Source organism: Alteromonas sp. KUL17, assembly GCF_006538305.1.
Taxonomy (GTDB): Bacteria; Pseudomonadota; Gammaproteobacteria; order Enterobacterales; family Alteromonadaceae; genus Alteromonas; species Alteromonas macleodii.
In genome coordinates this window covers 259,968-281,778 of record NZ_BJKJ01000001.1, presented here as the reverse complement: position 1 = coordinate 281,778, position 21,811 = coordinate 259,968, and the positions used below count along the sequence as shown (strand labels likewise).

23 protein-coding genes and 1 pseudogene are annotated in these 21,811 nt (G+C 44.7%); 9 read left to right on the top strand and 15 right to left on the bottom strand.

What is annotated here, in order from left to right; all coding sequences use genetic code 11:
• Window positions 1-75: 75 nt before the first annotated feature.
• The 9 genes from ptsN to KUL49_RS01120 form a co-directional block, all read right to left on the bottom strand.
• Window positions 76-519, bottom strand: a complete 444-nt coding sequence (ptsN, locus tag KUL49_RS01160; protein WP_014975727.1) for a PTS IIA-like nitrogen regulatory protein PtsN — start codon at window positions 517-519, stop codon at window positions 76-78.
• A gap of 13 nt (window positions 520-532) precedes the next feature.
• Window positions 533-820 carry a ribosome hibernation promoting factor gene (hpf, locus tag KUL49_RS01155; RefSeq protein ID WP_012517338.1) on the bottom strand — a complete coding sequence of 96 codons (288 nt, stop codon included), beginning with the start codon at window positions 818-820 and terminating at the stop codon, window positions 533-535.
• A 30-nt stretch (window positions 821-850) separates the two neighbouring features.
• Window positions 851-2,332: an RNA polymerase factor sigma-54 gene (locus KUL49_RS01150; RefSeq protein ID WP_014948342.1), complete on the bottom strand. Its 1,482-nt coding sequence runs from the start codon at window positions 2,330-2,332 to the stop codon at window positions 851-853.
• Between the two features lie 73 nt (window positions 2,333-2,405).
• Window positions 2,406-3,131 carry an LPS export ABC transporter ATP-binding protein gene (lptB, locus tag KUL49_RS01145; RefSeq protein WP_014948343.1) on the bottom strand — a complete coding sequence of 242 codons (726 nt, stop codon included), beginning with the start codon at window positions 3,129-3,131 and terminating at the stop codon, window positions 2,406-2,408.
• Between the two features lie 2 nt (window positions 3,132-3,133).
• Window positions 3,134-3,688 (bottom strand): lipopolysaccharide transport periplasmic protein LptA, encoded by a 555-nt coding sequence (lptA, locus tag KUL49_RS01140; protein WP_131136028.1) that lies wholly within the window; start codon window positions 3,686-3,688, stop codon window positions 3,134-3,136.
• Window positions 3,657-4,235 carry an LPS export ABC transporter periplasmic protein LptC gene (gene lptC / locus KUL49_RS01135; RefSeq protein WP_014948345.1) on the bottom strand — a complete coding sequence of 193 codons (579 nt, stop codon included), beginning with the start codon at window positions 4,233-4,235 and terminating at the stop codon, window positions 3,657-3,659. Before lptC ends, lptA begins: the two co-directional genes overlap by 32 nt.
• Window positions 4,232-4,780, bottom strand: coding sequence for a 3-deoxy-manno-octulosonate-8-phosphatase KdsC (kdsC, locus tag KUL49_RS01130; protein WP_131136027.1), 549 nt, complete (start codon window positions 4,778-4,780; stop codon window positions 4,232-4,234). Before kdsC ends, lptC begins: the two co-directional genes overlap by 4 nt.
• Window positions 4,781-5,761 (bottom strand): KpsF/GutQ family sugar-phosphate isomerase, encoded by a 981-nt coding sequence (locus KUL49_RS01125; RefSeq protein ID WP_014948347.1) that lies wholly within the window; start codon window positions 5,759-5,761, stop codon window positions 4,781-4,783.
• 2 nt (window positions 5,762-5,763) lie between these two features.
• A complete protein-coding gene (locus KUL49_RS01120) occupies window positions 5,764-6,720 on the bottom strand; it encodes a calcium/sodium antiporter (protein WP_014948348.1) in 957 nt (318 codons plus the stop codon).
• Between the two features lie 848 nt (window positions 6,721-7,568).
• Between KUL49_RS01120 and mlaF the strand changes: the two genes are divergently transcribed.
• The 7 genes from mlaF (at window position 7,569) to murA (ending at window position 12,276) form a co-directional block, all read left to right on the top strand.
• On the top strand, window positions 7,569-8,369 hold the full coding sequence (gene mlaF, locus KUL49_RS01115) for a phospholipid ABC transporter ATP-binding protein MlaF (protein WP_014948349.1): 801 nt from the start codon (window positions 7,569-7,571) through the stop codon (window positions 8,367-8,369).
• On the top strand, window positions 8,366-9,142 hold the full coding sequence (mlaE, locus tag KUL49_RS01110) for a lipid asymmetry maintenance ABC transporter permease subunit MlaE (protein ID WP_014948350.1): 777 nt from the start codon (window positions 8,366-8,368) through the stop codon (window positions 9,140-9,142). The genes mlaF and mlaE overlap by 4 nt, the downstream gene beginning before the upstream one ends.
• A 9-nt stretch (window positions 9,143-9,151) precedes the next feature.
• The gene (mlaD, locus tag KUL49_RS01105; protein ID WP_014948351.1) at window positions 9,152-9,625 is read left to right on the top strand and encodes an outer membrane lipid asymmetry maintenance protein MlaD; all 474 of its coding nucleotides are present in this window, start codon (window positions 9,152-9,154) and stop codon (window positions 9,623-9,625) included.
• 118 nt (window positions 9,626-9,743) lie between these two features.
• The gene (locus KUL49_RS01100; protein ID WP_131136026.1) at window positions 9,744-10,409 is read left to right on the top strand and encodes a phospholipid-binding protein MlaC; all 666 of its coding nucleotides are present in this window, start codon (window positions 9,744-9,746) and stop codon (window positions 10,407-10,409) included.
• Window positions 10,406-10,714, top strand: a complete 309-nt coding sequence (locus KUL49_RS01095) for a lipid asymmetry maintenance protein MlaB (RefSeq protein ID WP_131136025.1) — start codon at window positions 10,406-10,408, stop codon at window positions 10,712-10,714. The genes KUL49_RS01100 and KUL49_RS01095 overlap by 4 nt, the downstream gene beginning before the upstream one ends.
• Before the next feature lie 29 nt (window positions 10,715-10,743).
• Complete coding sequence (locus KUL49_RS01090; RefSeq protein WP_012517351.1) at window positions 10,744-11,001, top strand: BolA family protein; 258 nt, start codon at window positions 10,744-10,746, stop codon at window positions 10,999-11,001.
• A gap of 12 nt (window positions 11,002-11,013) precedes the next feature.
• Window positions 11,014-12,276 carry a UDP-N-acetylglucosamine 1-carboxyvinyltransferase gene (gene murA / locus KUL49_RS01085; RefSeq protein ID WP_014948355.1) on the top strand — a complete coding sequence of 421 codons (1,263 nt, stop codon included), beginning with the start codon at window positions 11,014-11,016 and terminating at the stop codon, window positions 12,274-12,276.
• A 145-nt stretch (window positions 12,277-12,421) separates the two neighbouring features.
• Here the strand turns inward: murA and KUL49_RS01080 are convergent, their stop codons facing one another.
• The 3 genes from KUL49_RS01080 to KUL49_RS01070 form a co-directional block, all read right to left on the bottom strand.
• The gene (locus KUL49_RS01080; RefSeq protein WP_131136024.1) at window positions 12,422-13,492 is read right to left on the bottom strand and encodes a trypsin-like peptidase domain-containing protein; all 1,071 of its coding nucleotides are present in this window, start codon (window positions 13,490-13,492) and stop codon (window positions 12,422-12,424) included.
• Window positions 13,493-13,911: 419 nt separating this feature from the next.
• A complete protein-coding gene (locus tag KUL49_RS01075) occupies window positions 13,912-15,273 on the bottom strand; it encodes a DegQ family serine endoprotease (RefSeq protein ID WP_014948357.1) in 1,362 nt (453 codons plus the stop codon).
• An 88-nt stretch (window positions 15,274-15,361) separates the two neighbouring features.
• Window positions 15,362-15,796: a ZapG family protein gene (locus KUL49_RS01070; RefSeq protein WP_014948358.1), complete on the bottom strand. Its 435-nt coding sequence runs from the start codon at window positions 15,794-15,796 to the stop codon at window positions 15,362-15,364.
• A gap of 255 nt (window positions 15,797-16,051) precedes the next feature.
• Between KUL49_RS01070 and zapE the strand changes: the two genes are divergently transcribed.
• Together zapE and KUL49_RS01060 are read left to right on the top strand one after the other, a co-directional pair.
• Entirely contained in the window at window positions 16,052-17,149 is a 1,098-nt protein-coding gene (gene zapE / locus KUL49_RS01065) for a cell division protein ZapE (RefSeq protein ID WP_014948359.1), read from the top strand.
• A gap of 330 nt (window positions 17,150-17,479) precedes the next feature.
• Window positions 17,480-18,201 (top strand): annotated as a pseudogene (locus KUL49_RS01060) (YebC/PmpR family DNA-binding transcriptional regulator).
• Window positions 18,202-18,335: 134 nt separating this feature from the next.
• Here the strand turns inward: KUL49_RS01060 and KUL49_RS01055 are convergent.
• From KUL49_RS01055 to KUL49_RS01045, 3 genes are all read right to left on the bottom strand, one after another.
• Window positions 18,336-18,767 (bottom strand): group 1 truncated hemoglobin, encoded by a 432-nt coding sequence (locus KUL49_RS01055; protein ID WP_014948363.1) that lies wholly within the window; start codon window positions 18,765-18,767, stop codon window positions 18,336-18,338.
• Window positions 18,768-18,779: 12 nt separating this feature from the next.
• On the bottom strand, window positions 18,780-19,727 hold the full coding sequence (locus tag KUL49_RS01050) for a DUF3034 family protein (RefSeq protein WP_131136023.1): 948 nt from the start codon (window positions 19,725-19,727) through the stop codon (window positions 18,780-18,782).
• Between the two features lie 100 nt (window positions 19,728-19,827).
• Window positions 19,828-21,729, bottom strand: coding sequence for a bifunctional diguanylate cyclase/phosphodiesterase (locus KUL49_RS01045; RefSeq protein WP_131136022.1), 1,902 nt, complete (start codon window positions 21,727-21,729; stop codon window positions 19,828-19,830).
• Between the last annotated feature and the right edge of the window lie 82 nt (window positions 21,730-21,811).

Sequence of the window (21,811 nt, the reverse complement as noted above, 5' to 3'; positions counted from 1 at the left end):
CCCTAATACTCTGGTTTTATCACATACGCGTTGTTGAATTAGGCGCCTACTAAACGGTTAATAGGCGCTTAATGTTTAACTTAATGCAGATAGAATATCGTCGCTTGTCGTTGCGCGACGTATTGCTTTAATCGTTTCTTTGTCGCTTAGTTTACCAGCCACGGTGGCCAGCGTTTGAAGGTGTCCTTCGGTCTGTTCCTCAGGAACGAGTAGCGCAAAAAAGATGTCTACGGGTTTCTCGTCAAGGGCGTCGAAGTCAATTGCTGGCGTGCTGGTTACAACAATGGCAATCACTTTCTCGAGGCCCGGCAGGCGTCCGTGGGGCAGGGCGATACCATTGCCAATGCCTGTACTACCCATACGCTCTCGAGCCATCAAACTGTTGAGTACCGTTGCCTGATCAATGTTCTCGTTTTGCTTGGCAGCGATATCAGCGATGATCTCAAGAATTCGCTTTTTACTATTACACTGAACCGCACACTCGGTGCGGTCCAGACTTACGATGGCTTGTATATCCATGCTTAATTAACTACTAATGTTTTTTCAGTTTTTCCTTATGCTTGATTACCTGCCGGTCGAGTTTATCAACCATGCTGTCAATCGCCGCATACATGTCGGTATTTTCTGAGGATGCGAATACTTCAGCGCCACTTAAATGAACGGTCGCTTCGGCTTTTTGATTTAATTTTTCAACGTTCAGGATGACATGCACATTAGAAATGTGATCAAAGTGACGTTCAAGTTTGCTGAACTTCGTATCGACATAATTACGCAAAGAGTCGGTGATTTCGACATGATGACCAGTAAGGTTGATTTGCATATTTCGTCTTCCTTATATTATTAAGCCCGATTAAATAAGGCTTTTGCGTTGGTTCGACGGCGGGATCGACAACGATTCCCGGTACTTTGCTATTGTTCGCCGGGCAACTTTAATGCCCTGTTCGGCCAACAATGAAGCAATCTTGCTATCACTTAGCGGCTTGCTAGGCTTTTCAGCGGCCACTAATTTCTTGATCAATGCACGAATCGCTGTAGATGAACATTCACCACCAGACTCTGTTGCAACGTGGCTTGAGAAAAAATACTTCAATTCGAAGATTCCACGTGGCGTATGCATGTACTTTTGCGTTGTCACTCGCGAAATAGTGGATTCGTGCATATCTACCATTTCTGCGACATCATTTAGCACCATTGGTTTCATCATTTCCGGGCCGTGCTCAAAAAAGCCCATTTGCTGCTGCACAATGCAGTTTGCAACCTTCATTAAGGTTTCGTTACGAGATTCAAGGCTCTTTATGAACCACTTAGCCTCTTGCATGTGTGAGCGGATGAATTGTGAATCGCTACTATTCTTGGCACGGCGACTCATTGCAGCGTATTGTTGATTTACGCTTAACTTAGGCAGACTGTCGGGGTTCAGCTCAACCACCCAACGGCCATTTTTCTTGGTTACTGAGACATCAGGAATAACGTACTCAGGCTCTTTAGTAACTAAAGCACTACCTGGGCGAGGATTCAAGGTTTGCAGTAAACGCATTGCCTCGCGTAGCTGATCTTCTTTCAATCGGCTTTTACGCATAAGCGTACGATAGTCTTTGCTGCTCAGTAAGTCAGAGTACTCTTCAATCAGTTGCTTTGCTTCAGCAAGCCAAGGTGTGTCTTCTGAAAATTGGCGCAATTGCACCATCAAACATTCTTGTGGAGAGCGTGAGCCAGAACCAATAGGGTCGAACATCTGAATGCGCTTTAGCACACATTCTATTTCGTCCATTTCAATCGGCTCTTCCATATCATCATCGTTAACCGCTTCTAAAATATCGTCAAGGGTAACGGTTAAATAACCTGACTCGTCAATAGAGTCGATGATTGCTGTAGCGATTGCGCGATCGGTATCCGAGAAATGGGTAAGGCGCATTTGCCAAAGAAGGTGCTCTTGAATATCTTCAGTAGTCTCACCTTGGAAGATTTGCTCGTCGTCATTGGATGGACCTGGAGCTGGCGAAGATGAAGCAGAGTAGTATTCGTCCCATGTGCTGTCGATTGGCAGCTCATCGGGAAGATCGTTTTTCTCAAGTGCATCGCCGGCTTCTAACGTGTCACTAGATGCAGAAGCAGTGGCCTCAGAGCCGCTGTCATCGTTGTCGATATTGTTCTTTTCTAGTTGCGGCTCGTCGTTACCTTCTTCAACTTCTAATAGCGGATTAGAATCGAGCGCTTCTTGGATCTCTTGTTGAAGATCAAGTGTAGAAAGCTGCAGCAGTTTAATGGCCTGCTGAAGCTGTGGTGTCATGGTAAGTTGTTGGCTAAATTTTAGCTGTAAAGATGGTTTCATCTACGTCTTATTTAAATGCTCTAAATTGAATATACCAGAGCGAAACTGAAAAATGACAATTCGGTTACATTAACTATAGCCTGAATTGTTCGCCTAGGTATACATCCCTTACTTTTTGATTACTTAAAACCTGTTCCGCCGTTCCTTGCGCAATAAGCTCGCCATGACTCACAATGTACGCCTTTTCACAAACATCCAATGTCTCTCGTACGTTATGGTCCGTGATAAGGATTCCAATCCCCCTATCGCGAAGATGTTGTATTATCTTCTTTATATCATTAACTGATATCGGATCAACACCAGCAAATGGTTCGTCTAACAAAATAAATTGCGGTTTTGCTGCCAGAGCGCGGGCAATCTCAACGCGACGGCGTTCGCCCCCTGACAAACTCATCCCCGTACTATTACGTATATGGTTAATATTAAATTCATCAAGTAGCGCATCTGCTTCTTCTTCTTGCTGTTGTGAATTTAAATCTTTACGGGTTTGCAAAATGGCCATGATATTTTCATGCACTGTGAGCTTTCTGAAAATAGAGGCTTCCTGCGGTAGGTAGCCTATTCCGCGGCGTGCACGCTCGTGCATGGGCTGATGAGTTAGCTCATTGTCGTCGATTTCAATCTTGCCTTTATCCAGATTCACTAAACCAACAATCATGTAGAATGTAGTGGTCTTACCAGCGCCATTTGGGCCAAGAAGACCAACAATTTGACCCGTTGAGACAGACAGACTTACATCTCGAACAACCTGTCTTGACTTGTAAGCCTTAGCAAGATTTTTAGCGCTCAAAGTTGCCATTGCTATTTATTGCCCTCGTTGTCTTTTTTGTCTTTCTTAGACGAAGTTTTGCGAATGGTCTCAGGTGTGAATACTGTGGTCACTCGACCCTCACCATCCTTACCTGCGCCGCCAGTCGCTAGCAATTGCTCGGTAATCATATCGAACGTGATGTTGTCACCCTGTACTTTACTGGTGTCTTGTTTCAACTCTGCGTTTCCGGCAAGAGAAATCGTTCGGTTTACCACTTCATAGCGTATTTCATTAGCTTTTGCCGAAACTGGCGTGCCGTCTTCCAATTGCTGGGAGTAGCTTGCCGGCTTTCCTCTAGCAATAAATATTTCACGACCACCACCGTCAGTGGCAATTACTTCCACTTCGTCGGCTTCAATAACCAAAGAGCCTTGAGTTATGAGTACGTCGTCTTTGTACAACGCGGTTTTATTTTTACCGTCGATAAACTGGGTGTTCGAGCCTATTTTTATGGGCTGCGAAAAATCATCTTCACTGGCGTGTACCGCACCGCTAGCGATGGCAAGCAATAAACTAGTTGCTAGGGGAATAAGTGGTTTGTACATGATCTAAAAGCTCGTATTCTTGTGTGCGTAAATTCGCGTTAAACCCATTACTTAAAATGACATATTGGGTGCCCAGTATTTCAACGGGTTGGTCAGATGTCATTTGCTTGGTTTCTAAATTAATTTGAATGTACTCGGTCGATATACTTCTGACAAAGTCATCGCCAGTTTGGTTCTCAATATTAACTTGGTTTTCCAGCTGGATTAGCTCGTTATTGTATAGTGTACCTTCATCAGCGGTTACCACCCATGGTGATGACGCGTTTTCTGTATAAAGGGTGTATTTAGGTTGCTGAAACAATACAAAGCCAAGCTGGTCGTAATGCTCCATCGACTCTGCAAATACTTTGTGATTTAACTCACCGTCTTGATTGTACAGCGTAGTGGTTAGATTTTTTGCTTTGTAGGCGGGCTTTAGCGCATCGTTTTCACGATTCCCCTGCGTTTCAGGCTGCTCTTCCATCCACGTAGGGATGTACATCAGCATCGCCAGAATAAATAGCGCCGATATACTTAATCCTAAGCGATTAAAGCCAAACAGGCTCATACACTAGCTCCAAAAATCTCATTTGTTACCCCTTTGGCCTGCAAAATGGTATCCGATATTTCTCGGACCGCGCCAAACCCACCGGGAAGGGTCGTAATCCAGTTTGCTTGTTTTGCTACGTAAGGATGGGCATCGGCAACCGCAATTTTAACCGCAACGTGCTTGTACATACCCGTATCTGGCATGTCATCACCTACCGCAGCCACTTCGTCAGTGTTTAACTCAAGGCGTTTCATCAGGTCGCTAAGCGCGTCTGCTTTATTCTCTTCGCCTTGAATTATATGTGCAACATTCAGTGCCTTCATTCTATTTTCAACAATGGCAGAGCGACGTCCAGTAATAACCGCAACATTCACCCCATTGCTCACTAGCGCTTTTACACCATATCCATCACGGGTATGGAATGCTTTAAGTTCTTCACCGTCGTTACCTAAGTAAATTCGACCATCTGAGAACACACCATCAACGTCGCATACCAGCAACTTTATCTTGGCTAGTTTTGCGAAAAGCGAGTCATTTATTTCCGTGTACAAGGTGGTTGTCATTTAAAGCACTCCTGCTTTTAGTAGCATATGCATGTTAAAAGCCCCAACAGGTTTGCGCTTATCGTCAGTAACCATTAACGCACTAATTTTATGGGTTTCCATCAAATTCAGGGCTTCTACAGCCAGCTGACCTGCGGTGGTAGTCTTGCCGCCTTTAGTCATTACTTCTTCTACTGTCGCACTGTGTACGTCTACGCGGGCATCGAGAATTCGTCGTAGGTCGCCATCCGTAAAGACGCCTGTCAGCGTACCGTCTGCCGCTATCACGCCTGTCATACCCAATCCCTTTTTAGATATTTCCAGCAGTGCGTCAGCGACAGAAGCACTGGCATGGACAAGTGGGATATCACTGCCGCTTAGCATGATATCGCTAACTTTAAGCAGAAGTTTTCTGCCTAAACTACCGCCTGGGTGCGAAAGCGCAAAGTCATCTGAGGTGAAACCTTTTTGGTCGAGCAGTGCTACCGCAAGCGCATCACCCATAACCAGTGTGGCGGTTGTGCTTGACGTAGGAGCAAGACCTAGCGAACACGCTTCTTTTTCAACGCTGATATCAAGTACGACATCTGCGTGTTGCCCCAATGAACTGGAAGCACTGTTGGTCATGGCGACCACCTGTATGCCTAAGCGCTTAACTACGGGCAATAAGTTAACTAGCTCGTTAGTCTCGCCAGAATTAGAGATGGCGAGTAAGACATCGCCTTTGCTTAGCATGCCCAAGTCGCCATGGTTGGCTTCACCAGGGTGCATGAAAAATGCAGGAGTACCTGTACTGGCAAGCGTAGCGGCAATTTTATTTCCGATATGCCCAGACTTTCCCATACCACTCACGACAACTTTACCCTTGCAGGCAAAGAGAATATTACAGGCAGCGATAAATTCATTGTTTAAGCGCTCTGCCAGATTAGCAATAGCTTGAGTTTCAATTTCAATAACGCGCTTCGCTGAGTCGATATAGTTCATCTGAGTTTGTGTATTCATGATTATCCGAATAGCCAGAATTGATAGCCGATAAAGCAAGCCAGAAGTATGAATCCATTTGTTCTTGATATTGTACGTTTGCCGATTAAATCGAAGCTGAACAAGAACAGTAATAATGTTAAACCAAGCATTACGTACATATCTCGGTTGTAAACGTCAGGGTCCAGGATACCAGGCGCGATTAAGCCGGGCATGCCAAGTACGGCAAGTAGGTTGAAGATATTTGAGCCGATGATATTACCCAGTGCTAAATCGTCTTCACCTTTCAGTACACCCGCAACACTTGCTGCTAGTTCAGGTAGACTTGTACCAAACGCAATAATCGTTAGTCCGATAACCAAATCCGAAATGCCCATGTATCTGGCAATTTCTACTGCTGAGTTCACCAAAAAGTGAGCACTTAATGGCAGTATTACAAGGCCTACACCAATCCAAATGAGGGCTGACGTATTTGAAACGCCTTTGGGGATTTCATCTGCGGTTTCCGCAACCAGAGGATCTTCTTTATCTACCTGTAGCGACAACCACGCCATCATTGCCAGTACGAAAATGAACAGGCCTAGTAGGATAATGCCTTCATAAGACTTAAGTTCACCGTCAAACATAAAGCCAATGGCAATCAATGAGATGATAAGGAGTGCTGGAAGCTCGCGCTTTAATGTTGTAGATGAAACAAGCAATGGTTTCACTAGCGCGGTTATACCTAAAACTAGCGCGATGTTCGTGATGTTAGAACCTAGCGCGTTACCCACGGCGGTGTTCATATTGCCATTTGCGGAGGCTATGGCGGAAACCACAATTTCAGGTGCCGAAGATCCCATAGCGACAATCGTTAGTCCGATCATCATTGGAGAAATGCCGATGTTTTTTGCTAATGCTGAGGCGCCATATACAAACCGGTCAGCGCTCCAACTCAGTACAATCAGCCCAACAAGAAAAATGACAATGTTTAAAAGCACAACAACCTGTAATAGAAAGTATTTCTCTAGATTGTCGCAAAAAGAGTGCCATTTGCCTATGCTCGCAGCGTTTTATTTTCGCCAAATACTGTCAATTGACGTAAATTTCCGCTGAATACGCAAATTAGGTCGCACTTACACACACAAGACTTCATATTCAGTTTCAGTTAAGAAACAACAAAATAGGATGGTATTAGGATTGATTTGGGAGGCTTGTAGGATACTAGATGGGCACTTGGGCGTGAGATACCGAATACCAGTCCGCATAGATAATTGCCCACTCAGAAGGCGCTGGCAAGTTTCCTAGCGAAGCGTGGGAATGCAGGAATGGCTGTTCCCTTTCAAATTCCCAGAATGAAGCTAGGAAGTTTGCCAGACCTTCCCGAAGGGCGAGTTTAAAATGTCCGTACTCTTTGTTGTGTCACCTTGATGTAGAACCACTATACCTGCGGTAACACGCCGCGATTACGAACATTTTAACTCTCGCTGCGTGGGTAATAATCTATACGGACTGGTATATATTCGTCTTAATCGAACATAACTTGTAACTTTTTGACTTTGGCGAGGGGCTTGAAAAAGCGTACAATGCCCTTAAATTACACCGCCCAGACAAGGTGTTCTATACCGTGTCTGGCGATAGAAATTCAAAAAAGTACACTGGAGAGTAAACTTTTTTGATTTTATGCGCTCATAAAGTAAACTGTGCAGTAAACCTTAAGAGTGGATCAAGTGAAGGCACAGAAATTGAATACTCACTTACTTTTATAATTTTAAAATTTTCTAAGTGGATTGAACGCGTTATTTTATAAGGTCTCAATCCAACGTCAGGGGTCGACATTTAAGTAACTATGGATCATTTAGTTGAAGTAGATAACCTTACCTTTAAGCGCGCTGATCGCATCATTTATGATGGGATATCGCTAAAGGTACCCAAAGGCAAAATTACTGCGGTAATGGGGCCAAGTGGTATAGGTAAAACCACGCTGCTGCGCCTTATTGGCGGGCAGTTAACGCCAGATGAAGGTGACGTTAGATTCGACGGCGATTCGATTGTTTCTATGTCGAGAAAAACGCTATATGAGACACGTCGTAGAATGAGCATGCTTTTTCAAAGTGGTGCGCTTTTTACCGATATGAGTGTGTTCGATAACGTGGCGTTTCCACTTCGCGAACATACAAAACTTTCTGAAGACGTTATTGCGACAATTGTCGCTTTAAAGCTACAGGCAGTAGGATTGCGCGGTGCAGCTCAATTAATGCCTAGTGAATTGTCTGGTGGTATGGCGCGCAGGGCCGCTTTGGCAAGGGCAATTGCACTAGATCCAGATTTAATCATGTACGACGAACCCTTTGCAGGACAAGATCCTATATCAATGGGTGTGCTGGTTAAGCTTATTCGTGAATTAAACGACGCACTTAATCTAACCAGTATTGTGGTGACTCACGATGTCACTGAAGTACTGACCATTGCCGATTATATTTATATCTTAGCTGACAAGCGGGTTATCGGTGAAGGAACGGCGCAGCAAATCAAAGAAAGTGACTCTGAATTAGTCCAACAGTTCTTGAAAGGAAAAGCAGATGGTCCGGTACCATTTCATTATCCTGCACCTGATTTGAAAGCAAGCTTCTTGGGGGCAGATAAATGAAGTTCTTCCAATCAATAGGCGCTAAAACAATAGGAAAGGTCACTGCGGTTGGTCGAGCAGCTCTTATGTTATTTGGTGCATTAATCGCTGTTCCTAGGCTTAAAAATGTACCGCTGGTGATTAAGCAATTGTATGTAGTGGGCGTTCAGTCGCTACTTATTATTATGGTGTCGGGGTTATTCATCGGCATGGTAATGGCGCTACAAGGCTACACCATTTTGGTTGATTATGGCGCAGAAGGTAGCTTAGGCCCCATGGTCGCACTTTCATTGTTAAGAGAGCTTGGTCCGGTTGTTACCGCATTGCTTTTTGCTGGGCGAGCTGGCTCAGCCTTAACAGCTGAAATAGGCTTAATGAAAGCCACTGAGCAGCTGAGTAGTTTAGAGATGATGGCGGTAGACCCGCTACGACGTATCGTCGCACCGCGTTTTTGGGCGGGAATGTTAGCGATGCCTATGCTTGCCATTATTTTCAGTGCCATTGGTATTTTAGGCGGCCACTTAGTGGGTGTTGATTGGTTAGGCGTTGATGCAGGCAGCTACTGGTCAATTATGCAATCGACAGTAGATTGGAACCAGGATGTCATAAACGGCGTAATAAAAAGCCTCGTGTTTGCCTTGGTTGTGACGTGGATTGCCATATTTAAAGGTTACGATTCTATTCCAACATCGGAAGGGATCAGCAAAGCGACTACCGAAACGGTGGTCTATTCATCATTAGCAGTATTAGGGCTGGACTTCGTGCTAACCGCCCTTATGTTTGGTATCGAGTAGGGGATTGGAATGAGTAAGTATAAAACGGAAGTAATGGTTGGTGTGTTTGTCATGCTTACAATCGGTGCGTTGTTGTTATTGGCACTGAAAGTAGCAAACCAAACGGTAGCCACCGAAGGCGATACCTACACGTTATACGCAAAATTCGACAATATTGGCGGCTTAAAGCCGAGATCGGCAGTAAAGGTTGGTGGGGTAACGGTTGGCCGTGTGTCATCGATTACGCTAGACCAAGAAGATTTTACGCCAGTGGTTGAGCTGTCAATTTTAAATGAATACAACGGCTTTCCAGAAACCAGCTCTGTGTCTATTTTGACCTCGGGTTTGCTAGGCGAACAGTATGTTGGCTTCCAACCTGGCTTCTCTTTCGACGGTGTCGCTAATTTACAGAATGGCGATTACCTTCAGGATACTAAGTCAGCTTTGGTTCTTGAAGATCTCATTGGTCAGTTCTTATTTAATCGCGGAAGCGACGAAGACTAATCGCAGTATTACGGCCAGACGTATATTACCAGGTCGTTAAATTATTCCAGCGGCGTGATGAAACTTATTAGATTGCCATCAGGTCTGCTAAATAGAGTTTTAAGTTAGGAGAGTAATTTTGAAAAAGTTTATGGTAGCACTTGGCATCTTCATGATGTCTGTAGCGGGCATAGCGAATGCACAAGAAGTTAATGAACAAAACCCGTATGAATTGGTTCAAGACGTAGCAAACCGCACGTTTGAGCGCATCAAAGCGAACCAAGCAGCGATTAAAGCTGATCCTGAAATGCTACGCACTATTATGGAAGAAGAATTAGTACCTCATATCGACTACAAATTCGCTGCTTTTATGGTACTAGGTAAACACTTTAAGTCAGTACCTCAAGAGAAGATGGGCGAGTACATCAGCGTATTTCGTCAATATTTGGTAACAACCTACGCTGTGGCAATGGGCTACTACGACAACCAAGAAGTCATCTTTGAGCCTGAATCATCTTTTGATGATAAAAAATCAGTAACAGTGCGTGCAGTGGTTCAAGATCCAAACCGCCCTGAAATCAAAATTGCTTTTAAAGTTCGTAAAGATAGTAAAACGAACGAGTGGAAAGCCTACGATATGGTTGCTGAAGGCATCAGCATGCTAAACAGCAAGCGTAGCGAATTTGAATCAATCCTTCGTCAAGACGGTATCGATGCAGTTATCGCACTAATGCGCGCCAAAATTGGTAAGCCAGTTGAGCTTAAGCAAGGCGAGCCAATCGAAATCGAAGGAGAGGCTGAGTGAGCCTATTCGAGGTAAACGACAAAGGCAATGTAGTGGTTCACGGTCATCTTGACCGTGAAACGCTGTCGAAGAATTTCTGGGATAGTTTGAACGGAAATGAGCGTAGTACCTTGATTAACAATAAAAGATGTCTTGTTGATTTAAGTGACGTTGAGCGCGCAGACAGTGCAGGTTTGGCTTGGCTAATTAATGCCGTTAGGGATGCAAATCAAAATGGTGTTAGCATGAGCCTATATAAAATGCCAGAGAAGCTACGTAAGCTTGCTAAAATAAGCGACGCAGATAGCTTTTTACCCGTAGAATAAACACCCGTTAGCGAATTAAGAAGTAAGTTATGGAATTGTCTGAAATTGAAAAAATCTTGAAAGATGCGTTAGACCTTCACGAAGTCCATGTAAAGGGCGAAGGTTCGCATTTTAATATTATTGCGGTAAGCGATGCTTTTAACGAAATGAGCCGTGTGAAACGCCAGCAAGCGGTATATGCGCCTTTGGCTGATAAAATTGCAGACGGCAGCATGCATGCAATTACCATCAAGACGTTTTCAGTAAAAGACTGGGAGCGTGAGCGCCAGTTTAATATTCCTCAATAATAGGCGTAGCACGTGGATAAACTCGTAATTAAAAAGGGCCCTGCGCTCAACGGTACCGTGCGCATCTCTGGCGCTAAAAACGCGGCCTTGCCATTGTTGATGACAAGCTTGCTGACCGACTCTCCTTGTCGTTACACCAACGTTCCTCGTCTTCGTGACATCAATACTACGACGGCACTTTTGCGTGAATTAGGTGTTGAAGTCGCACTACCCGCACCTAACGATATCGTTATCGATGCGAGTACGCTACAAAGCGTTACAGCGTCCTATGAGTTAGTACGTACTATGCGTGCGTCTATCTTGGTACTTGGCCCACTGTTAGCTAAGCAAGGTAAAGCGAATGTCTCTTTGCCCGGTGGCTGTGCTATAGGTGCGCGCCCGGTAAATCTTCATTTAACTGGCCTTGAAAAGATGGGCGCGAAGATTGAAGTAGACGAAGGCTATATTCGAGCCGAAGTCGATGGGCGTCTGAAAGGTGCGCGTATTTTCATGGATATGGTAAGCGTGGGTGCCACTGAAAACCTACTGATGGCAGCGGCGCTGGCTGACGGAACAACCATTCTTGAAAACGCGGCACGCGAGCCCGAAATCGTTGATTTAGCAAACTGTCTTATTCAGATGGGCGCGAAAATTAGCGGTGCAGGAAGCGATAAAATAACCATTGAGGGCGTGGAAACCTTAAACGGTTGTGATTATGCAGTGCTGCCTGACCGTATAGAAACCGGTACTTTCTTGGTAGCGGCCGCTGTGACAGGTGGGAAAATACGCTGTACTCATGCGGCGCCAGATACATTAGATGCGGTGCTAGATAAGCTAGAGCAGGCCGGAGCTAAAATCACCACTGGTGATGACTGGATAGAGCTAGACATGGAAGGGCGCAAACCGCAGGCTGTGCGAGTTAAAACCGCACCACACCCAGCATTCCCTACGGATATGCAGGCGCAGTTTGTTACCTTGAACTGTGTTGCCGAAGGCACGGGCGTAATTACAGAAACCATTTTTGAAAACCGCTTCATGCACGTGCCAGAGTTACAACGTATGGGCGCAGAAATCGCGTTAGAAGCGAACTCAGCAGTGTCTAAAGGCAGCTCAAGTCTTAAAGGAGCTCCAGTAATGGCTACTGACCTGCGCGCGTCGGCAAGCTTGGTGATAGCTGGGCTCATCGCAGAAGGTGAGACTCACGTGAATCGCATTTATCACTTAGACCGTGGTTATGAAGCCATTGAAGAGAAGCTGGGTGGCTTGGGTGCCATCATTGAAAGAGTGAAAGAATAACTCAAGGTTTCGCACTTCTACGAAAAAGCGCCAGATAGAATATCTATCTGGCGCTTTTTTTGTGTCTATTATCTATGCGGGCTGGTATTAAATCTTCACGTTCTAAACTTGGGAAGCCGAACTAATCTGCCAGCTCCAACAATACTTATTGACCAGCGCGAAGCTCTGCAACCGTTGCCGTAATAGTAATTGAACGCCCGTCGCGGCTGAGCTCAATTTCAAGTTCTGTACCGGGCTCGGTTTCGGCAATCATATCCAACGTTTTTGATGCGCTTTCTAAACGTACGCCGTCTATGGCTACTATGATGTCGCCAGGGCGGATACCCGCGATGTCGGCAGGGCTGCCTTTAGCTACTGCTGAAACGTCTATGCCTGGTCGGTTGCGGTTTTCACCGCCAACAAAACCAAGCTGCCCGCGAACAACACGTCCATTGCTGATAATTTCATCCATGACTCGCTTAGCTAATTCGTAAGGCACGGCAAAGTTAATGCCGTCTACATTGCGAGCGCGATTATTTGAATCTAGCACCTGGAAGTTGGCGTTAGTGATACCCAGCAAAATACCATTGCTATCTACCAGCGCACCACCAGAATTACCTTGGTTCAAAACTGCGTCGGTTTGAATGAAATCAACATAATTAGATAGACCATTTCGTCCGGCTCTGCTTACTATGCCTTGAGTAATGGTTTGTCCCAAATCGAAAGGATTACCAATCGCCATCACCACATCACCCACATGGGTGTCAGGTTCTGACACCTGAGGAATAATGTGCAGGTTATCAGCGGTGACTTTTAAAACGGCAAGGTCGGTCAGTGGGTCGGTGCCCACAATTTGCGCTTCCAAAATACGTCCATCTTGAACCGCTACGTAAATGCTATCTGCATCTGCAACTACGTGGTGACAGGTAAGCAAATAGCCATTTTCTGTCATGATAACGCCAGAACCCAAATTGGTGCGCCCACGAGATTGATTTCTGAATAGGCCTGAACCGTTCTCAATACTGACGCTGTAGATATTGACTACTGCAGGCGCAGAGCGACTTAGAGCAGTAAAATAGCTTTCGCGACTAGCGCTTACTGAGGGGGAGTTAAAGAACCCTTGAGCAAGGCCTTTGCCTTGACGTAGATCGGGTAGGAAAACTAACAGTAGTGCAGCAACAGCTACGCCAAGAAATACAGATTTTAGTAAGAAGTTAAAAATTGAGCGGCCAGTCACAAATCACACTTTTTGTTATCTGTCGCACTTAATTAATACGTGCCGTTAACTCAGCACTACTTCACAATCTTAAAGCGCAACATTCTTAAATTATCATCTTACGGCAAAGGATATCACTTTATTTAATAAACTACCGTAATGAAACGCAAATTTTGTGCAACTCAATTTGCACTAGCATGTACTTCAAAACCTTTAATGCTGTTCATACAGCCTTATTTACGTGGACATAGGTGTAGCTTGATAATGCGGCTTATCAGAGGAGCCCGTAAAGAAGCCCCTTTAGGAAGCTAGGAGCACACTGCTTTCAACGGTTATCATTTGAAAACAAAAACGGCGCTAATAAAGCGCCGTCTTTATGCCAACCCTCAGCTTGGACACCAACGCGTCTGAGCGGAGGATGTAATTGAAGAGCTAAATTGCTACTGTCTGATTACCAAGTAAAGCGTAGAGTTTCCACGTTTTACATTGAGTGCGATAACGCCTTTGGCTTCGTCTAGTGCATTTCTAAACTCTGCAACCGTGGACGTACGTACGCGGTTAACGCCAATTATCACATCATCAGATTGAAGGCCAATTCTCGCCGCAGGCGCACCACGCTCGATATCAGAAACCACTACACCAGCATTACCAGCATCGTCTGTGCCGTTAGACAGGGTTGCTCCTTCTAGGGCTGGGTGAATTTGAGCAGCCGTCACTGTCGTGTCTGTAGCGTCATCTAATACAACGTCTACATTCATTTTCTTACCTTTGCGCATTACCGTGAGTTCAACTTCAGCGCCCGCGCCCATACTCGCAATTTTTGCGCGCAGTTCTTGGAAGCTATGAAGTTTACGACCATTAATGGCAGTAATAATATCACCGGCTTGCAGACCACCTTTTTCAGCGGCAGAGTCTGGCTGCACTTCGCTCACGAACGCACCAATGTTCACTTCCGCATTCATGGCTTCGGCAAGGCCCGCGTCAATATCGCTACCTAAAATGCCTAGAAGGCCACGGCGAACTTCACCAAATTCTGCAATTTGATCAATTAGGCTTTTCATCATATTGGCAGGAATAGCAAAACCAATACCGACGTTGCCGCCGTTAGGACCAAAAATAGCGGTGTTGATACCAACCAGTTCACCGTGAAGGTTAACTAACGCACCGCCTGAGTTACCGCGGTTAATTGCTGCGTCGGTCTGAATAAAGTCTTCATAACCGCCAATGTTCAGGCCAGAGCGACCCAGAGCGCTTACAATACCAGAGGTAACCGTTTGAGAAAGACCAAACGGATTACCAATAGCTACTACAAAGTCGCCTACGCGCAGCGCGTCAGAATCGGCAAGCGGTAACGCTTTTAAATCATCAGGTTCTATTTTAAGTAGCGCGATATCGCTTTGCTCATCTGAACCTAGCTTTTTCGCCTTAAACTCGCGACCGTCAGTTAACTTAACAGTGATTTCATCTGCATTATCAACAACGTGGTTGTTGGTAACGACATAACCTTTATCGGCATCTATGATGACACCAGAACCAAGACCTCGGAAAGGGCGCTCTTGAACCTGTTCTTGCGGGGCGCCGAAGAAGTAGCGAAACATCTCGGGTACACGCTGCGTAGAGGTTTGTGTTCCTTCTACCGCAATGCTCACTACCGCTGGGGTAGCTTCTTCTAGCATAGGGGCTAAAGAGGGAACTTCATCTTTCTTATCAGAAAAGAACGGTAACGCCGCCTGTGTGCTAGCAGTAAAGCCCAATGAACTTACAACAACGGCAGACGCCAATAAACAATGGCGGAAAGACATTTTCATGTTCGCTTACACTCCTTCATGTTATATGCGACATAGCATGGTTTCACTAAAAGAGTCCGAGGTCGTGAGAAAGTTCCCGATGTTACTGTTTTTCTGCGGTATTCTTATCAGATCCGCCGACGAACAGCCCAGAACCCGAGTTAGCGAAGTCTCTTGGCTGTGTGTCAGATACACGCTGAACTCTCGATTTGTCAGACCCTTTTAGGTTGTTACGTAAATACGTAGTTGCTTGTTCCCCATAAAAAGGAACTTTGCTGTCATCATCGCTGCCTTGCTCAAGCAGCAATTCATACTCTTCAATTTGTTGCTTTAAGGTTTCGCACTGGCTTTCAATGCTCTCTAAGCTTTGACGAGTTTGATGAATGTGGTGTTGCGCCTGCTGTGCGAGGATCTCTTTAACTTGCTTCTCAGTCTGTGCAGTATTGCCTGCGCCCTGCTTTTGTTGAAAAAAGCGACCTGCGAAAAAGCCAATAATTAACCCAACTACTAACAAAGCAAGAGATACTAACAATTCCATTATATTCTCCGAATCAATCTACATCTTGCAGCCGACCTTTACTTCTACGATCTAAAAGCTGCTTTCGACCATACGCTGAATATAGCAAGGTCGAACCCGAAAAGCGCATACATCGTGACATTTATTCGGTGTATGTCGAATTTCAATGTGAGATTCTACCGTGATTTCCATTAAAATTAAGGTCATAATTGAGAAATTCAAGCAGGTCGGTGCAGCAAGCGCCGCTATTGACTTTTGTACGGAGTGGTTTCGGCGATGACGCCATGGGAAAAATATCAGCTAGATCTTCAGTCGTCTGACTTTCATTACGACGCGGCGCAAGAAAATGCAGTAAAAGAACTTCAGCGTTTGTTTGATGAACTTACCCAACCTGAAAAGAAAACGACGTGGCGGGTAAAGTTAAAAGCAGCGTTTGGGAAAGGCCATGCGAAGCCTGGTATCCAGGGCATTTACTTTTACGGTGGGGTAGGGCGAGGCAAAACCTATTTAGTAGATACATTCTACGACTGTTTGCCTTTCGAAAAGAAAATGCGCGTGCATTTTCACCGCTTTATGTACCGTGTGCATGATGAACTAAAGCAGCTTAAAAACGCACAAGACCCGCTAAAGCTGGTAGCGGCTAAGTTAGCAAAAGAAGCGCGGGTAATATGCTTTGACGAGTTTTTCGTGTCTGATATAACCGATGCCATGATTTTAGGCACGTTAATGGAAGAGCTGTTTGGTCACGGTATTGTGCTGGTGGCGACGTCGAACATAGTCCCTGACGATTTGTATAAAAACGGATTGCAGCGTGCGCGGTTCTTACCCGCTATCGATCTACTCAATCAGAATACCCGCGTGGTAAATGTTGATAGCGGTATTGATTATCGTCTTAGAACGTTAGAGCAAGCCGAAATTTATCACTACCCACTTGATGGCGAAGCCACCGAAAACTTGCATAGCTACTTTTCTCAATTAGCTCCGGAAGAAGGCTCTAAAGGCGAAGATATTGAGGTGAACAACCGAAAAATACCGACGCTTAGAAACGCTGACGGGGTATTGATGATTGATTTTAAAGCCTTGTGTGGCGGGCCCAGAAGCCAGAGCGACTACATTGAGTTAAGCCGTTGTTATCACTCAGTGCTGTTAGCCAATGTTAGGGAAATGGGACAGCATAATGACGATGTGGCGCGTCGTTTTATTGCGATGGTGGACGAATTTTACGAGCGAAATGTAAAGTTAATCATATCGGCAGAAGTAGCGCTGGAAAGCTTGTACACCGAGGGGCTACTTAATTTTGAGTTCAGACGCTGTCTTAGCCGCTTAAAGGAAATGCAGTCACACGACTATCTGGCAACCGAGCATTTGCCGTAAGCATAAATATGGGGTCAGAGTACATTTTGACCTCATTGAAAATGTGAAAGCTATCAACCTACACCCTTTCTAGGGGCGTTCACATTGGTATTACACGAAAATTAAGGTAGAATTTCGCCCAAATTTTTTGTGTCGCTTAGCCTACCGTTATTTTGGGCAGTGTTTCGCTTGGCAATTTTTAGCACCGTCGCGTTCGACCATTTATTGAAACGTCGAGTTCGGCAATGCTACCAAGTAAGGCAGAGCGATGCGCCTGATGAACGGTCAGGCAACAGGTAGCCCGATAAAACCCAACGCAGCATTTCAAATTGCGAGAAAGAGAATTTTAAGATGGGAAGAGCATTCGAAGTTCGTAAAAACGCCATGGCAAAAACTGCCGGCCAAAAACTAAAGTTTATTCTAAATACGGTAAAGAAATTTACGTATGTGCGAAAAATGGTGGTGCCGATCCAGACACCAACCTTTCACTTCGCCGCCTAATGGAAAAGGCGAAGAAAGACCAAGTACCAAGCCACGTTATTGAAAAAGCGATTGATAAAGCTGCTGGTGGCGCTGGCGAAGACTTCCAGCCTATGCGTTATGAAGGTTTTGGCCCAGGTAACTGCATGGTCATTGTTGACTGCTTGTCTGACAATGCAAACCGCACCATCACTGAAGTACGTAACTGCTTTACTAAAACCAACGCGAAACTTGGTGCACAGGGTGCGGTATCGCATATGTTCGATCACCAAGCGGTATTCCAATTTGAAGGTGACGACGAAGACGCTATCCTAGAAGTGCTAATGGAAGCCGACGTAGACGTAACTGATGTTGAAGTTGAAGACGGTAAAGTGACCGTTTATGCGCCGCACACTGAATTCTATCAAGTAAAAACAGCGCTAACTGAAGCCTACCCAGACATTAGCTTTATTGCAGAAGAAATGAGCTGGATGCCTCAGACCGAAACAGAGATAAGCGAAGAAGACATGCCGATGTTTGAAAAATTCATGGACATGCTTAACGACTGTGATGACGTGCAAGACGTTTATCACAACGCGATTACGCCTAACTAAGCTTCAGCTAATTTAGATTGATATAAAAACCCTCGCTAAGACGAGGGTTTTTAGCGTTGTATCTATAAAAAGAACTAGAACGTTAACGTACCTGCTTTATTCAACGTGTACAGGACGGATAAATACACGCTTCCCTATAGGTATACCGTTTCGTACTTGATTGGCGCTAGCAGCTTGAGAATACGGTTTTCTTGTTGATAGGTTAGCCCCACATCGCGCATTGCGCCTTGGACATACTCCACCAATATGTAAAATTCACGCTCCTTAATATTGAGACCCGTGTGAGACTCCAACATTGTTTTTCCATCATATTCGCAAGGCCCGCCAATAAGCTCGCATGTTTGCAATACAAGTTGATCTCTTAAATGTTTTTTGGGAACACCTTTGAAGTAATGACCAATTACGGGGTCAGTGTAAATTCGTGTAATCGCTACGCCGTATATGGTATTGAGCGTTTTATGGCCGCCAATTTCTTCATAAAGGCTTTGTTCAGGAGCGCTGGCGCATGCGGTTATCAATACACTTAACGCAGCAATTACCATTAACCGGAAGCAGTGTCTGATCATTTCGTTCCCCTATCAAAAAGTGCTGTTTACCGTTAGATAAAATCCTGAAGAACTTTCTTGCAAAGGTAAATTGCCCAAATCCACATAGGCAGCGGTAATTGAAATAGATTTATTTGGGAAGTAGGCAATAAAGGCATCAACAACCGTGTCTTCTTCAGCTAAGCCTCCTAATCGATTGGTTTGCGTTCTAAACTCTGCGCCAATTGCTGTGGTAGGGCTGATTAATACTGCAACGGAGCCTTCCCACTCAACTTTTGCGTTGTCTTTATCTTCGGCACCAAAACCCAGTAGACCAAACACATTTGCCTTAGTGTATCTGGCGGTTAAATTAGTGAGTAAATTATAGCCTGACGGTGTGCCCAACCACAGTTTCGTGGCTGAAAGGTAAACGTCAGTGCCACTGTCATCTGTCGCACCTAGCAGCATAGGAACGCCCACACCGGGCAAGGGAATTGTACCATCGGGTAGCGAAAGAGAGTTATCGTAGTCTCTGTTTTTCTTGTATTGGGCGCCGATAGATACTTGTGGAATCCATGAGTTTTGAGTGAAAACGCCATCGCCAAGAACCTTCACTTTTGCACCGACTATATCTTGCTCAATGGTGGTGCTGTTGGCATTTGTAATAGCACCTTCTGTGAGTAAAGCGAAAACGTTACTTGTTAACCCTGAAGCAATATCGAGTCGCTGTCGCTGCACGCTAAGTTCTACACGGTCAAACAAACTAAGACTTGCCCCTGCTGTTGTAAGGGAATAATCGCTCAGGTTTAAGTATTGAATATTTGCAGAATAACTGACCTCTTCTTTACTCGCGTATCCGCCAATAAATGCCCAAGGCGTAATGCCGCCACCCGCAGTGCCCTCGAAACCCGTAATACCACCGGATGCAATTAAGCGAGAACCACTGTCTGCGAATACGGGAGAAGATGCTAGAAAAAGAGGGAGGAGCAAATGCTTAATCATAAGGTAAACCTAATGTTTTTTATGAAGTTACTATTATTAGGGCATAGTGTAGAGATTAGTTGATTTCGTATTAAAAAACAGCTAGTGCAACGAGGCTTAGTCAACTGCAATGTTGAGAATTCAGCTTTGTCAGTAAATCACCCCAAAGTAGGGGGCGAGATAAGAAATACCCCTGTGCCCAGTCACAGCCATGCCTTTTCAAGTAGTTTAACTGCTCTTCAGTTTCAACTCCTTCTGCGATAACACGCAAACCGTAAAGCTCGGCAAGGTTTTGTATAATTAACACCATTTTGCTTCGTGGCTCCTTTTCAGAAAATAAATCACTGACAAAAGAACGATCAATTTTAAGGCAGTGGGCAGGGTAGTGGATAAGTTGGCTGAATGCGGTATAACCTGTTCCAAAGTCGTCGAGTGCTAAGGAAACACCTAGTTCATTTAACGCATTAAGGGTTTCTAAGCAGGCTTTATCTCCAGCAACCAATGCGGTTTCAGTCACTTCTAATTCTACGCTACACGGATTTACCTCGTGCGTCTCAAGTAAACGTTTAACCAAAGGTGGAAAGTTTTCGTTGTGTAACTCAACGCCAGATATATTGATGCACATCTTTCCTGTGAAATAGTGTTGCTGCTGCAATACTACAAGGCTTTGCAAGGCGTGCTCTAGTACCCATAAATCAATCTCTTTTATAAGTCCTGTTGATTCGGCAACCGGAATAAATTGATCAGGCCCTATATCTTCTAATTCTGGGGCTTTGCATCTAAGCAGTACTTCAACGGCAACAATGTCGTCGTTATCACAATCGAAAATGGGCATGAATGCCAACGTGAATTGGTCGTTTTCCAACGACGCCCTTAATCCGCTTTCTATTTGCTGGCGCTGTTTGATGGTATCTGCAATTTCTTTGGTAAAAAATCTAAAACAATTTCGACCGTTTTGTTTTGCGTCATACATGGCAGTATCAGCGTAGTGAAGTAATTCAGAAGGTTCAGCTGTGTCGTCGGGAAAAACTGCAATACCAATACTGGCGTAAGTTAAGTGAGTAATACCATCAACCTCGAAGCCACCATCAAAAATGTTCAGAATTCGTGTTGCCACTGTACCCGCATCGAATGCGTCTTTAATATTCGGCAGCAGTACTACGAATTCGTCACCCGCAAGTCTGGCAATACTTTCCTCTTGAGGCTTCAGTACATGGTCCGATGGACGGATTTCACTCCATAACTCTTCACTAAACTTGAGCAAGAGTTTGTCACCCATTTCATGACCATACTGATCATTGACCTGTTTAAAGTTATCTAGGTCTATATAAAGTAGCCCTACTTTTTGTTTATCTTTGGTGGCTCTATCAATAACTCGTTGTAAGTTTGTTTTGAAATTCCACCTGTTTGGGAGACCGGTTAAGGTGTCGTAGAACGCCATTTGCCTGATGTCATCATCGTGCAGTTTAATGATCGTCTCGTACGACTGCTCTTCAGAACGCAATGCGGCAAGGCAAATTAGATTCAAGGCCAACGTTGTTAGAATAAAACGTATGGCTTCGACTAGGGTGTAGCTCGTCATCAATAAGCTAGAAAGTGGCGTAAATAAAAGAAGAATACTAGTAATACTAAAAATGCAGAAGACGACAACTGCAGGCCAAAAACGATTAATAAATAAGTTAATTGCCGCAATGGGATATATCCACAACATGCCGGTGTTGTCCTTTCCCCCTGTAATAAGCAGGCTCATACATAAAACAAACAAGATGCCGCTTAATACAATGGCGGCTCTTTCTACATTACCTGTTCGCCTCAAAAGATAAAGGTTGATCAAACCAACTAGCGCACTACTTATCAATATGCTTCCAAGCAACAAAGCTTGGTTATATAAGCTTAGACTACCTAATGCGAACAGAAAAAGTACGCCGATAAGCGTTAAGATTTGACAAAGCGTAAACCTACGTCGATGACGAACCTGCATCATCTCTCGTTGCCCTGTTGTGGTTTCGTGGGTTTGGGTCATATCAATGTAAGGTTATTATATTTCCGTATGAAGAAGTTGGAGGCGTTGGTCTTAAGATAATAGGAATAACTCAGTAATAGTA